Here is a 13,403-nt window from a genome sequence, read left to right as displayed (position 1 = left end):
CTCATGGCTCTTATGGCCGACTGGCTTGACCCGCTTGTGAAGGCACCATGGCCAGAGATCGATGCATCGGCGACAGGAATCCACACGGTAGTTTTTAGTGACTGCGTCTATCTCCTGTTCTCGTGCTTAGTATCCAATGCGGTCATGCAGTTGACGTGGCAATCGCACCATCGACAAGTTGCGAAACGGTCGAACACACATTTATCGCTTCGGCGGCTACGTCCGCCCTGGCTGAATTCGCACGCAGCCGCACTTCAAGACACTAGAAATGGCAGATCAGTGGCAGGTCGAGCAGTTCAAAAATCAGTGGGAAATCAGTGGCAGTTTTCCTTCGCCACTGATTTTAATTTCTAAGAAGAAAAATCATATACTGATAAGTCTTTGATTTATAATGAATAACCCACAACCCGGGGTACGGTAAAAGTAGTGCAAAGCGCGTTCGGGACGCAGAGGCCGGAGGTTCGAATCCTCTCACCCCGACCAGCCCGAAAAACAACGCCCCCCGGCCGCCGCATCGCCAGCACCTTACGAGGCGCTAACGATGCCAGATTGCAAGCCCTTATTTCTCCATGTTAAGACGCTTGGCCACCGCCACCCCGGTCGCCGGCGTGACATCGCGCGTGTCGATATTGAGCTCGGTGACCGCCGTGATGCCGCCGGCCGGATTGGCCATCCGCACGCCGCCCAGGTAATGCGCGCCCAGCGCCAAGCCGCTCCAGCTGACGACGACCGGGCTCGTGCCGCCGACCTGGACCGACGCCGGCACCGTGACTTTCATATTGCCCTTGGTGTCGTTCGGAATGGCGGTAGCGTAGGACAGCGTGTAGTTGGTGCTCGCGCCATTCTTCAGCTTGTAGCCCAGCACGCAAGCCTTGAACACGCCCATCGGCGGCGACACCAGGCTCACGCTTTCGTTGGAGTCGCTATGGGCGCTGAACGCGACCACATTATTCCATTGATCCAGCACCATCAGATCGAGGTCATCGTCGGCGCCGCCCGCCGTCTCCTGATTGCTGATTTCAAACCGCGCCAGGATGGTCTTGGCCGGAATGGCCAGCGTGACCGCCTTGACACCAGGACCGCGCGCCACGCAGGCTTGCTTGACGTCCTCCAGTGATTCCAGCGAGCCTGGCGCGGCCTGTGTGACCGTATGGGCCAGGCGCGTGTACTCGCGCAAGCCGGCCCGTTCGACCGTCAATTTCCCGGCGAACCCTGTCTGCACATCGATCTGCCGGCTGCCGCTGACGGTGGTGGCGGAAACAACTTCCGGTGCGGACACGCCGTCGTTGTAGCGCGCCTGCAGCGGGCTGCGCACCGTGTGCTCGCTATCGTTCCACACCAGTTCACCTGTGCTCCAGACGCCCGGCACGGCGCTGGTGCGCGTCAATTTGACCGTGTAAGCCTGTTTTTCGCCCGGAGCGAGTTGCAGGGAGGACGGCGTCACGACGACGTCAAAACCGTCGAGCGTGCTGGTGGCGGTGTAGATCGCTGGCTTGTCGCCGACGTTGGTGACGCTGCGGGTGATGCTTTGGACGCCGACCACGCCGGCCAGCGAGATCGAGGCCAGGTTCAGCGCCGGGCCTTTGATCGCGCCGGTGTTGCAGTCGGCGGGATCGCCGGTGATGTCGCACACGTATTTCAGGTAATCGCCGGCGGCGATGTCGTACACCAGCCCAGGATCGGCGGCGAGGTTCGGCACCACCAGGCCGGCGCCCTGCCCCCAGGGCAGCGTGCCGTCCTGATCGCCGGTGAGGGCGGTCGGCAGCACGGTGCGGGTGGTGGTCATCAGCGCGGACTTGATGGCTGCGGGCGACCAGCCGGGATGGCGCTGCTTGAGCAGCGCGGCCAGGCCGGCCACGTGCGGGGTCGCCATCGAGGTGCCCGACATGAACGCCGAGTAGCTGTAGGAAGGTGCGGTGCCGGCGATGACCGCGGCGCGCTGGGCGGCGCTCAGGCTCGGCGAGATGCCGGCTAGCGTATCGACGCCGGGCGCGGCCATGTCCGGTTTAAGCACGCCGGGATCGAAGCGGTTCGGACCGCGCGACGAGAACTCGGCCAGCGTCGGTCCGTAGATGTCGGTCAGCGTGCTGGCCGACATGGCGGCGGTGGCGCCGATGCCTGCGGCGTAAGCGTCGATGGCGGCGGCGTCTTCCTGGCGCACATGCACCGTCGGCAGGCTGTACATGTCGATCACGGGACCGTTGCCGTCGTCCAGCATGATCATGCCGACGCCGCCCGCGGCGCGCACCGCTTCGGCCTTGGCGGTGCGGGCGTTGCTGCCGCGCTGGCAGACCACCACCTTGCCGGCGACCTTGGCCGGGTTGAGCTGGGCGCTGCCGACGTCCGCGGCGCTCATGCACAGCCTGGCGAATTCGGCGGTGGCGCCCGGCGCCGCAGCGTCGACGCTGCGAATCAAGGCAGTCGCCGGCAACGGCTTGCCGATGATCGAGACGCCGCTGTAGGTCTTGCCGTTGCCCAGCTTGACGGTGGCGGTGTGGGTCTTGTCGTGGGCCGCTGCGGCCACGGTGGCCAGCCATGGACCGGTGTGGTTGACCTGGTTGGCAGGGCCATCGTTGCCGCCGGCGGCGGCAACGAACACGCCAGCTTCAACGGCGTGGCGGAACGCCTGCTCCACCGGATCGACCGGCGTTTCGCCGCCACTGATCGAGAAGTTCAGGACATCGACGCCGTCCGCGACCGCCGCTTCGATCGCCGCCACGCTATCGCTCGAGAAGCAGGTGTTGTCGGGATCGCCATTGGTGGGCTTGAAGCTCCAGCAAACCTTGTAGATCGCCAGCCGCGCGCGCGGCGCCATCCCGGTGCGCACGCCAAGCGGGGTGCCGTCGGCGGCCACCGCCTGAACCTGGTCGTTGCCCGCCGCCGTGCTCGATGTGTGCGTGCCATGGCCGCCGAAGCCGGCCGGTCCGCTCAGCGAATCGCGCGGCGAGCGGAATTCGCTCGGGTGGATCGGCAAGCCGCTGGCGCGGAAGCCGGCGTCGAAATAGCGCGCCCCGATCAGCTTGTTGTTGCAGTCGGCGCTCGTGAAGCCTTCACCGGTCTGGCACGCGCCTTTCCAGCGCGCCGGCGGCGCGCCGTAGGCGGAGGTGCCGCTGACGTCAAAGGTGGGCCGGCCACCGCTGTCGATGCGATCGGCATAGGACAGGTTTTCCGGCCAGGCGCCGGTATCGATCACGCCGACGATGACGTCCTCGCCCGCATGCTGCCTGCCCCCCAGCTGTTCCCACAGCCCGCCCGGCTGGTCCAGGCCGAGGAAAGTCGGCGTATAGCTGGTGACGACGCGGTTTCTTTCATCGGGTGTGATGCTGACCACCTTGCCGCTGGCCTTCAGGGTGCGCACCTCGGCGTCCGTCAGCCGCGCCGCGAAGCCGTTGAACACCACCTGGTACTGGTGCGTGATGCTGGCGGCCGGCAGTAGCGCCCTGGCCTGGGCCTGCCGGGTGCCAAGGTAGCTTCGGTACTGGCGCGCTTCATTGGTCGACAAGTCGAGCCGCTGGCCGGGCGCGACCTTGGTGGCGCGCATGGTGCCGATGTTGCCGCCATAGTTGGCCACCGGCTGATCGGACAGCTGCACGATGTAAGACCGCCGACCGTCATCGGCGGATGCCGGCTGGGCAATTGCGATTAACGAAGTTAGCGCTAACAAGATCTGCGCGGGAAGACGATGTGGCGATAGTTGTTTCTTTGCCATGTGAAACGCTCCGGTTTGTGGGATGGGTTTGCTGAAGAATTGAGCTCTAGACTATACCCAGACCGTTGACGGTGTAACCATGAATTTTATTAAAGTTATTACTTGGTTACATTAATACAACAGGAAAATCACACTTTTTTTGATGTTATATCTGCAACATTACGCTATAAGTTTCAGAGCGAAACCAACCATGCCGAACGGTCGAAAATGGCCAATATTTTTGCCGTTTGTAAAAATAAAAAAAATCTTTATCGTATAGACGTTTCCCCAGTGCTGTGGGCATACTTGGCCACTTCTTAACTGAGGGGGGGAATAATGAAATTCGCACGCAAAGCAATGGTTGCCGCCTGCCTGGTGGCCGCCACCAGTCCTGTTTTTGCGGACGCTTACAGCACGGCCACTTTCGGCAATCTCACCATCACATTAATCGATCTGAATGTCGACGACGGTGTGGCCGCCAGTATCCAGTTCCTTCCCCGCACGACCAAATTCACCGACGGCGCCTCGATCAGGGGCGAAGTCGAGACCTGGCGTGAAGTGGGCAGCTTTGTCGATCTGCACGACGAAAAGATGAATAAATCAGCCGCTTGGGGTAGCGCTAACATTGCTGGCGGCGCACAAACTGAGACAGCGTCGATGTCGGCCAGCGTCAACGCATCGGCCGATGGCAACGGCTTCACGTCCCTCAACTTGTCCGGCAGCGCACTGTCGACGCCGGGACACCTGAGCTATTTCAACGGCGCGGCTAACGTGCCAGCCGTCAATCTGCGCGAGTTCATGCTATCGGCAAATACCCAGGTGGTGTTTTCGGTGGCCGGCTCCATGAGTGTGAGCACCAATCCCGGCACCTATCCCGGCGAACTGCGCAACGAATTGGCTTTCGCGCGGCTGGGGCTGCAGGTGAGCGGACTGGACCTGGATGGAAACGTGCTGGTGGACCAGCATGAGCAAACGCTGAGCGTGGGCTATCCCGGCGATCTCATCCCGAGCGGTGGCGGCGATAGCTGGAGCGGGATGATTTCGTCCAGTTACAGCAACCTGAGCGCTGAGAGCGCCGGCGGCGGCTTCTGGGCGTACGGCGGTATCGAGGGCGCCTCGATGCTCACGGCCGTGCCGGAGCCCGAGACCTACGGCATGCTGCTTGGCGGCCTGGGACTGATCGGTGCCGTCGCGCGCCGCCGCCGCCGCGCTGGCGCGTAAAACAAGTTTGCTCAATCAAGGAAAATTTATGAAGCGTCTTGCACTGCATACCCTGGCGGCTGTCTGCCTGACGGCCGCGATCACTCCGGCGTTCGCGACGGCCACCAGCAGCGCCACCATGGGCAACCTGATCATCACGTTGACCGACCTGAACCCCACCGACGGCATATCGCCATGGCTGTCGTTCACGCCCAACAGCGTGTCCGGATTGCACAATGAAGCCAAGGGCTGGGGCGATGTCTACGAATCCTACACCCGCGACGACTACGCCACCGCTCCCCATCAGAATGGCCTGTTGACGAAACAAATCGACACCGCTTGGTCAACCTCGAGCGCCAGTGTGGCCACGGCGGCCAACGCGGCGGGATTCACGGCGATGTCGGCGCACGGCGCGGCGCAAAGCGGCACCGATGGGTACGGCAAATATTTCAGCCAGGCGTATAACGGCAACGGCGTCAGCTCGTTCATCCTGTCGCCCATGACACAGGTCACCTTCAGCGTCGTCGCCAATGTAAAAGCAAGCACCAGCATGGGCTACAACCTGGACGCCGACATGGCCGAATACGGCTATGCCCGCGTCTTGCTGAACGCCGGTGGCACCGTCAACGGCCAGTGGCAGAACGACGGGCAAGAGTACGCCGCGCTGGCCGAGTACTTCGTCAACGACGATAACACCGTGTCGGGCGTCAGCGATAGCTGGTCGGGCATGCTGACCTCCTCGTTCATCAATTACGGTTCGACCGTTGCCGATGCATGGCTGCAAGGGGTCGCACTGAGCGAAGGCCAGTCGGCCGTCTGGGACGGCGTGTCGCCGGTGCCCGAACCGGAAAACTACGGCATGATGCTGGCCGGACTTGCGCTGATCGCCGCAGTGCGTCGCAAGGCAGGCAAGCAAGCACAGGCCGCGAAGTAATCCCCGGGGTCGCCCGTCAGGCGACCTCGTCCAAAAAATAGCCCATGCCGCGCACCGTCTGCACCAGCTTGACGGGAAATGGATCGTCGACCTTGGCCCGCAAGCGGCCGATGGCGACATCGAACGCGAACGGCTTGACCAGATAATCATCCGCCCCCAATTCCAGCCCTTTCACCCGGTCGGCGACGTCGTCGCGCGCGGTGAGGAACATCACCGGCGTCTCCTTGTATTCGCGCAATTTGCGCAGCACGGTCCAGCCATCCATCTTCGGCAGCATCACCTCGGGCAGCACCAGCGCGTAGTCATTCCCCAGCGCCAGCGCCAGACCCTCCTCGCCATCGCGCGCGAGATCGACCGCATAGCCGGATTCGCGCAGGGCCTTGACCAGATAGTCGCCTGCTTTGGGCTCGTCCTCGACAACCAGAATTTTCATGATTACAAATTTGTCATGCGCACGTCATCGTGCCGTTAATGTCAGCGCCCTACACTGGAGTCATCCCACTCAAGCACCGAAAGGACCACCATGATTCGACCGCTGCGCGCAGCACTCATCGCCACGATCCTGGCCGCCCTGGGCGCCACGGCGATGGCGCAGGAACACCACCACGGCGCCGTCGCGCAGGCCACAACGTCGTCACCGCCGCCGGCCTTCGTCGCCAGCACCGCCAAGCCGTTCGCCGCCCTGATGGACGACGCCATGTCGGTGATGGACGACGGCATGAAGCGGGCGCCGATGAACGGCGTGCCGGACCACGACTTCATCACGATGATGATCCCGCACCACCAGGGCGCGGTCGACATGGCCAAGGCCGTCCTGCTCCACACCACGGACCCGGAAATCCGCAATCTTGCGCTGGGCATCATCGCCGAACAGCAGGTCGAGATCGACGTCATGAAAGCCTGGCTGCACAACCACCCCACCAAGGAGATCGACAAATGAAGACACTCGCCATCGCCGCCGGCGCCATGCTGTGCGCCCAAGCTTGGGCCGCCCCCATTTCACCGCGGGACCGCGTCTACACGGCGGACCAGAACACCAACACCATCTCCGTTTTCAGTCCCGCCACCAACACGCTGCTGGGACAGATCAAGCTGGGCAACTCCCGCCCGGACATCCTCTCGCCGCTGTACCGGGGCGAGGTCAATGTGCACGGCATGGGCTTCTCGCCCGACCACAAAACGCTGCTGGCCATCTCCAACGGCTCGAATTCGGTGACCTTCATCGACACCGCCACCAACAAGGTCAAAGGCAAAACCTATGTCGGGCGCTCGCCGCACGAAGGCTTCTTCAGCGCCGACGGCAAGGAGGTCTGGGTCGTGGTGCGCGGCGAGGACTACATCTACGTCATCGACCCGGCCACGTTCAAGGAAACGCGCCGCATCCAGACCGCGATCGGCCCGGGCATGGTGCAGTTCCACCCGAACGGCAAGCTGGCCTTTGCCGTTTCCAGCTTCACGCCGGTCGTCGATGTGATCGACATGGCGACCCACACCGTCATCAAGAAGATCAGCGTGGTCAGCCCGTTCTCGCCGTTCCTGCAGTTCACGCCGGACTTCGGCGAGATCTGGATGACGCACAAGGACGTCGGCAAGGTCACGCGCATCAGCACCTCGACGCTGGAAGTGACCGGCGTGATCGACACCGGCTTCATCACCAACCACCTGGCCTTCGCCAAGGTCGGCGGCGAGGTGCGCGCCTACGTCACCATCGGCGGCGAGAACGCGGTCAAGGTCTACAGCACCGGCAAACAGGCCAGGCTGCTGGCGACCATCGCCACCGGCGCGCTGCCGCACGGCGCCTGGACCTCCGACGACGGCTCGCGCGTGTACGTCGGCTTGGAAAACGGCGACGGCGTCCAGGTGATCGACACCGCCAGCAACAAGGTCGTCGCCACGATGGGCGGCGGCCAGGCGCCGCAGGCGCTGGTCTACCTGTCCAACGTGGCGCCGTCGGCCGACGACAAGTCCAACCTCGTGCCCCGCGTGAACCAGGACTCGGAGAATATCCAGCTCAAAGCCGTCGCCGGCGACGCCAAGGGCTTCGTCGTGGTGCGCCCGATGGGCGTGGTGGAAGGCATCGAAGCCTTCCTTTACAAGCTTAAACCGGACACGCAATACGACATCTACGCCGGTGCGGAGAAAAACCCGGTCGGCAGCTTCCGCACCAACGCCATGGGCATGGCCAACGGCACGATGATCGGTCCGGGCCACGTCGACGGCGCCATCGTCGTCAAGGAAAGCGGCGGCGCGACGGTGCTGAAGTCGGCGCCGGTGGTTTAACTCAGGCAGGGAACGTCGGGCGCGCCGAGCGAATTGGCCCACCCGGCGGCGTGGCCGTCCGCCTGGCGCGGCGCCTGCAGGAACTCCAGGGTCACCCCTTCCGGGCTGCGCACGTAAACGATGCGCAGCCCGTCGCGCGCGCCGCCGCGCACCGTCTGCGGCGCGCCGAGCCTCGGCCAGCCCGCCGCCTCCACTTTGGCCAGCAGGACGTCGAGGTCGTCGACCATGTAGGCCAGGTGCACCGAGCCGACATCGCAGGCGCGCGGCATCATCACCTGGCGCCCGGTCGGCGCGTGGTATTCGAGCAGTTCGACCAGGTGGCCGTCCGGCCCCTCGACTATGGCCAGCGTGACGTCGGCGCCCGGCACGCCGACCACGTTTTCAAGGAATACGCTCGGTTCGTAGCGGGTCTGCGAGACGAAGCGGAATCCCAGCACGTCGACCCAGAACCGCAGCGAGTCGGCCAGTGAAACGACGGTCACGCCGGTGTGGTCCGCCCTGCGGAACATCGCATTCATGGGTGAAGCGCCCAAAACGCGGCCAGCTCGCCGCGAATGAAGTCGGGCTTTTCCTCGAACACCCAGTGGCCGCATTCCTCGATCACGCCGCCCTGCGCCGACTCCGCGATCGCCCGCGCGCTGGCGTGGCAATGCTCGCCGAACGAAGCGCGGCCGGCCCACGCCATCATCGGCACCTTCAGCTTTTCCCTGGTCAGCTGCGCCGTCTGTTCGGCCATCTGCGGGATGTAGCCGTAGTGGTTCAGGCTCGCGCGCAGGTTGCCCGGCTGGCGCATCTGCATCGCGTAGGCCTGCACGTCCTCCTCCGGCATCGCCGTGGGGTTGTAGGCGAAGTCGCGGAAGAAGTGGCGCAGGTATTGCTCCTCCTTGCCCTCGATCAGGAAGCGCGTGACGTCCATGTTCATGTGCATGCTCAAATGCCAGTAGGCCACGCGCGGGTCCACATAGCCGGGGTAATCCAGGCCGAAGAACGGCGTTTCGATGGTGGACAACGACAGCGCGCGGTCCTGCGCCAGGTAGGCCAGCGCCACCGACGGCGGACCGCCCAGGTCATGGCTGAGGATATGGAACTTGTCCACACCCTCGACCGCCAGCAGGTCGAGCATGTCGCGCGCGATGGTTAGCGGCTCGTAGCCGTCGTAGGGTTTGTCGCTGTCGGCGAAGCCGCGCAAGTCGGGCGCGATGAAGGTGTAGCGGTCGAGCAGGCCCTCCATCACCGGCAGGAATTCACGGTGATTCTGCGGCCAGCCGTGCATGCACAACACGACCGGCCCCTCGCCCGCCGTGACGTAGTGCAAAGTAATGCCGTTGACCTTCGCGCGCTTGTGGCTGAGCTTTACCATGATTTTTCCCTATTGTTGGATGACGTGTCCACGCAAGGTACCGTGCGCGGTCGTGGTCAACAATAAGGTGGCGCTCGCAATAGTTGTGCCGCGACGGCACAAATGCCCGCAACGCCGCCGGGACTGCGGAACGTCAGGCGCGCGGGCGCGCGCGCAAATCGATGATGCCGCGCTCGACGGCCAGCATGACCGCGTGCGTGCGGTCGTTGGCGTCCATTTTGGACAGGATGCTTTTCATGTGCACCTTGACGGTCGATTCCGAAATACCCAGTTGCACGCCGATCAGCCGGTTGGTCTTGCCCAGCGACGCCAGTTCCAGCACCTGAATTTCGCGCTCCGTCAGCGCGTCGATGTGCAGGTGCGACGCCATCGCGATGGCCGCCTCCGAAGCGATGCAGCGCCCGCCCGAATGGACCGAACGGATCGCATGCGCCAGATCGCCCTGCACATTGCTCTTCAACATGTAACCCGCCGCGCCGGCCTTGATGGCTCGCACCGCATGGACGTCGCCTTCGAAGGTGGTCAGCACGATGACCCGGGTCGATGGATACTGCCGGCGAATGAGCGCGGTGGCGTCGATGCCGTTCACCTCCGGCATCTGGATGTCCATGATCACCACATTGGGACGCAGCGCGGCGCACCGCTCCACCGCCTCGCGGCCGTTGCACGCAGCGCCCACCAGCCCGATGCCCTCCTCGTCCTCGAGAATGCTGGCCAGTCCCTGGCGGAACACCGGGTGGTCATCCACGATGAGAACGGTAATTAAATTTGTCGACATGCTTGTTAATCCTGCGAAATCATCTACTACTGAATATTACAAAAGGGGACGCGACTTCCCGTACTTTAGATAGTTTACCCACGGACTCTACTTTCTGGGTAGAGCGCAACCGCCCGGCCTACTGATGCGGCGTTCGCGATTCGCCACTACGATGGGTTATCTCAACAACAGAGCGCTTTCGACCGATCGCGCGACAAGTCAACCGTGAACTCCTTCTCTGAAGAACGCATCTGCTCGGCGCTGGACCTGCACGGCATGCTCCGTTGCAATGCTCCGCTCCACCCGCAAATGCTGGCGGACATGTTCGCCCTGGGCTGCCTGCTGCACTTCCAGGGCGAACGCAGCGCCGGCACCGCGCTCATCGGCCAAGTCTTCGAACAGGTCAACGGCCCGGCGGAAACCCGCTATCTCGCATCGCTGGTGGACAACCTGTCCGGCAATGAACTGCGCTTCGCCCGGGAAATCGAACCCAGCGCGGCGCTGCGGACGCTGTGCGACCGGGCGCTGCCGGGGCCGCGAAAAGAAGCGGCCTGCGCGCGCTAAACTCCCCGCAGCCGCCCGCAGGGGCGCGCGCTCAGTGCCGCGCCGCCTGGCCTTGGTCCTGGTCCCGGCTCTGGTCCGGTTTCCGTTGGGCCGATCCTTCGCCCTGGGCGGCGGCGATGACCAGATCCCACGGCGCCGGGCTGGGAAATATCTCAAGCAGGAACTCGACGAATGCCTTGACGGTAGGACTGCCCCGGCGGCTTTCCGGCCACAGCGCGGTGACGGTGAAGCGCTCGACCGCCAGCTCGGGCAGGATCGGCACGAGCAAGCCGCGCGCCACGTAATCGGCCGCCGCATAGGTCGGCGCGATGCCGATGCCCCCGCCGGAGACCAGCGCCGCCAGCACGCCATCGGTGGCGTCGATGATGATGCCGGCGTCCGGCGTCATCTCGACGATGCGCTCGCCGATCTGGAAAGGCCAGCGCAACGATTGCCCGGAGCCCTGGTAGCGGAAGTTCACACAGTCGTGGGCGGCCAGCTCGTCGAGCGCCAGCGGCGTGCCGCGCCGGGCGAGGTAGGCCGGGGCGGCGAAGGCGCACAGCCGGTGCGGCGCCAGCGCCCTGGCGATCAGACGCGAGTCGCCCACCTCGCCGACGCGCAGGGCGACGTCGATGCCCTCCTCGATCAGGTCGGCGTGACGGTCACCCATGCGCAGGTCGATTTTGACTTTGGGATGGCGCTCGCGGAAACGGTGCAGCGCGGGCGCGAGAATGTGCACACCCACCGGCAGCGGCGCGCTCACGCGCAGCAGGCCGGCCGGCTCGGTGCGCGAATTGGCTGCGGCCTGCTCGATCTGCTCGACCTCGAGCAACAGGCGCGCGGTGCGCTCCTGCATGTCACGCCCTTCCGGCGACAGCGCCAGTGAGCGCGTGGTGCGCGTGAACAGTTTGACGGACAGTTGCTCTTCGAGCCGCTGCACGCTCTTGCTCACGGCGGACGGCGACACCCCGAGCGACTGGGCGGCGGCGGTATAGCTGCCCAGCGACGCGGTGCGCGCAAAAGCGATGAGCCCGGTAAGGCTTTCCAATCCTATTTTTGCCATCATGGAACAATTAAACCAATTTACTAACCCATTGTCAAGATTTTATCCTAAACAACGGGTCCACTTGCCGGATTAACCCCAGCCGCCCCCCAATGCGCGGATCAGCGCGACGGTCGTCAGCGCCCTGTCGCCGCGCAGCTGGACGGCGCTGCGCTCGACGGTGGCCAGATTGCGCTGGGCGTCGAGCAACTCCAGATACGTGCCGCGTCCGGCGTCATACAGCTTTTGCGCCAGCTCGGCGGAGCGGCGCGCCGACACCACGGCCGACTCGGTCTGCTCGCTCTGCCCCGCCAGTACCCGCAGCCCGGCCAGGTTGTCCTCGACCTCGGCGAACGCCACCAGCACGCTCTGCCGATAGGTGGCGACGGCCTCCTCCAGCGCCGCCTCGCTGCGCAGCACGTTGTTGCGATTGCGGCCGCCATCGATCACCGGCATGCCCAACGCGGCGCCCAGCAGCCACGAACGGCTGCTCCAGCGGAACACGTCGGCGAACGCGCCGCCGACGCCGCCGCCATCTGCGCTGAGGTTAAGCGCCGGGAACATCGCCGAGCGCGCCACACCGATGCGGCCGTTGGCAGCCTCCATCGCCCGCTGGGCGCCGACAATATCGGGACGGCGCGCCAGCAGCGCCGAAGGCAGTCCGGCCGGGATCACCGGCAACGGCGCCGCCGCTGTCGACGCGCTGGCAGATGCCGCATCCCCGACCAGCGGCCGCGGCGCGGCGGTGAAGGCGGCGGCGGGCTTGCCGAGCAGCACAGCCAGCGCGTGTTCGGACGTCGCCCGCTGGCGTTGCAGGCCGATCGCCTCGGCGCGCGCGGTCGCCAGCTCGGTCCTGGCCCGCGACAGGTCGAATTCGCCGATGTCGCCCAGCTCGAAGCGCCTGCCGGTGACGCGCACGCTCTCCTCGCGCAGGCGCACCGTGCGCTCGACGGTGGCCAGCTCCGCGTCCAGCGCGCGCAGACGGAGATAGGTTTGGGCCACATCGGCTTGCAGCGCCATCAGCACGGCGCGATAAGTCGCTTCGACGGCGGCGGCGTCGCCGCGCGCGGCGGCCACGCCCGACGACACCCGGCCGAACAGGTCGACCTCGTAACTGGCCGACAGCCGCGCCGAATACGCCGACCTCGCCGGAACGGCGCTGCCCGGCGGCTGGTTGGCTTCCAGCGGCGACAGGCGCTGGCGCTGCGCGCCGACGCCGGCGGACACCTGCGGAATCCGGTCGGCCTCGGCGATGCCTGCGATCGCACGCGCCTGCCGGACCCGCGCGGCGGCGGCCGACAGCGTCTGGTTGGCGCCGCTCGCCTCGGCGATCAGCGCATCGAGCGCCGGATCGTTGAACGCGCGCCACCATTCGCCGCGCGCCGGCGGGTCGGCCGGACGGGCCACGGTCCAGGTGCTGCCATCGGCGGCGCGCCGCACCTCGTCCTGAGCGGACGGAATCCGGGCCCGATCGAGGCCCTGGCCCTGATGCTCCTTGAACGCCTCCGGCGTCGCCACGTCGGGCTGTTTGAAATCGGGCGCCGCGCAAGCGCTCAGCAACAGCGCGGCAATGGTCATGGTGTTGGTCTTGTTGATCAT

12 protein-coding genes are annotated in these 13,403 nt (G+C 65.0%); 5 read left to right on the top strand and 7 right to left on the bottom strand.

What is annotated here, in order from left to right:
• Positions 1 to 559 precede the first annotated feature (559 nt).
• Positions 560 to 3,592 carry a S8 family peptidase gene (locus AC0IYS_RS07025; protein WP_471704505.1) on the bottom strand — a complete coding sequence of 1,011 codons (3,033 nt, stop codon included), beginning with the start codon at positions 3,590 to 3,592 and terminating at the stop codon, positions 560 to 562.
• A gap of 432 nt (positions 3,593 to 4,024) precedes the next feature.
• Here AC0IYS_RS07025 and AC0IYS_RS07020 point away from each other — a divergent pair, with 432 nt between their 5' ends.
• Both AC0IYS_RS07020 and AC0IYS_RS07015 read left to right on the top strand, forming a co-directional pair.
• On the top strand, positions 4,025 to 4,909 hold the full coding sequence (locus AC0IYS_RS07020) for a PEP-CTERM sorting domain-containing protein (RefSeq protein ID WP_471704504.1): 885 nt from the start codon (positions 4,025 to 4,027) through the stop codon (positions 4,907 to 4,909).
• 28 nt (positions 4,910 to 4,937) lie between these two features.
• Positions 4,938 to 5,822: a PEP-CTERM sorting domain-containing protein gene (locus AC0IYS_RS07015; protein WP_471704503.1), complete on the top strand. Its 885-nt coding sequence runs from the start codon at positions 4,938 to 4,940 to the stop codon at positions 5,820 to 5,822.
• A 16-nt stretch (positions 5,823 to 5,838) separates the two neighbouring features.
• Here the strand turns inward: AC0IYS_RS07015 and AC0IYS_RS07010 are convergent, their stop codons facing one another.
• The gene (locus tag AC0IYS_RS07010; protein ID WP_471704502.1) at positions 5,839 to 6,255 is read right to left on the bottom strand and encodes a response regulator; all 417 of its coding nucleotides are present in this window, start codon (positions 6,253 to 6,255) and stop codon (positions 5,839 to 5,841) included.
• Between the two features lie 90 nt (positions 6,256 to 6,345).
• Between AC0IYS_RS07010 and AC0IYS_RS07005 the strand changes: the two genes are divergently transcribed.
• Together AC0IYS_RS07005 and AC0IYS_RS07000 are read left to right on the top strand one after the other, a co-directional pair.
• Complete coding sequence (locus tag AC0IYS_RS07005; RefSeq protein WP_471704501.1) at positions 6,346 to 6,762, top strand: DUF305 domain-containing protein; 417 nt, start codon at positions 6,346 to 6,348, stop codon at positions 6,760 to 6,762.
• On the top strand, positions 6,759 to 8,102 hold the full coding sequence (locus AC0IYS_RS07000) for a YncE family protein (protein WP_471704500.1): 1,344 nt from the start codon (positions 6,759 to 6,761) through the stop codon (positions 8,100 to 8,102). Before AC0IYS_RS07005 ends, AC0IYS_RS07000 begins: the two co-directional genes overlap by 4 nt.
• Here AC0IYS_RS07000 and AC0IYS_RS06995 read toward each other — a convergent pair.
• The 3 genes from AC0IYS_RS06995 to AC0IYS_RS06985 form a co-directional block, all read right to left on the bottom strand.
• Positions 8,099 to 8,620, bottom strand: coding sequence for a VOC family protein (locus AC0IYS_RS06995; RefSeq protein WP_471704499.1), 522 nt, complete (start codon positions 8,618 to 8,620; stop codon positions 8,099 to 8,101). The two genes, AC0IYS_RS07000 and AC0IYS_RS06995, sit on opposite strands and share 4 nt — an antisense overlap.
• Positions 8,617 to 9,462 carry an alpha/beta fold hydrolase gene (locus AC0IYS_RS06990; RefSeq protein WP_471704498.1) on the bottom strand — a complete coding sequence of 282 codons (846 nt, stop codon included), beginning with the start codon at positions 9,460 to 9,462 and terminating at the stop codon, positions 8,617 to 8,619. The genes AC0IYS_RS06995 and AC0IYS_RS06990 overlap by 4 nt, the downstream gene beginning before the upstream one ends.
• 133 nt (positions 9,463 to 9,595) lie before the next feature.
• Positions 9,596 to 10,240 (bottom strand): response regulator transcription factor, encoded by a 645-nt coding sequence (locus tag AC0IYS_RS06985; protein WP_471704497.1) that lies wholly within the window; start codon positions 10,238 to 10,240, stop codon positions 9,596 to 9,598.
• Positions 10,241 to 10,444: 204 nt separating this feature from the next.
• On the opposite strand from AC0IYS_RS06985, the gene AC0IYS_RS06980 reads away from it, so the two are divergent.
• Positions 10,445 to 10,783 carry a hypothetical protein gene (locus tag AC0IYS_RS06980; RefSeq protein ID WP_471704496.1) on the top strand — a complete coding sequence of 113 codons (339 nt, stop codon included), beginning with the start codon at positions 10,445 to 10,447 and terminating at the stop codon, positions 10,781 to 10,783.
• 31 nt (positions 10,784 to 10,814) lie between these two features.
• Here the strand turns inward: AC0IYS_RS06980 and AC0IYS_RS06975 are convergent, their stop codons facing one another.
• Both AC0IYS_RS06975 and AC0IYS_RS06970 read right to left on the bottom strand, forming a co-directional pair.
• Positions 10,815 to 11,810, bottom strand: coding sequence for a LysR family transcriptional regulator (locus AC0IYS_RS06975; protein WP_471704495.1), 996 nt, complete (start codon positions 11,808 to 11,810; stop codon positions 10,815 to 10,817).
• Positions 11,811 to 11,897: 87 nt separating this feature from the next.
• A complete protein-coding gene (locus tag AC0IYS_RS06970) occupies positions 11,898 to 13,403 on the bottom strand; it encodes an efflux transporter outer membrane subunit (RefSeq protein ID WP_471704494.1) in 1,506 nt (501 codons plus the stop codon).

The organism is Duganella sp. AC237 (assembly GCF_979254035.1).
The sequence above is the reverse complement of the archived record's forward strand: the minus strand, read 5'-3'. Positions and strand labels throughout refer to the sequence as shown.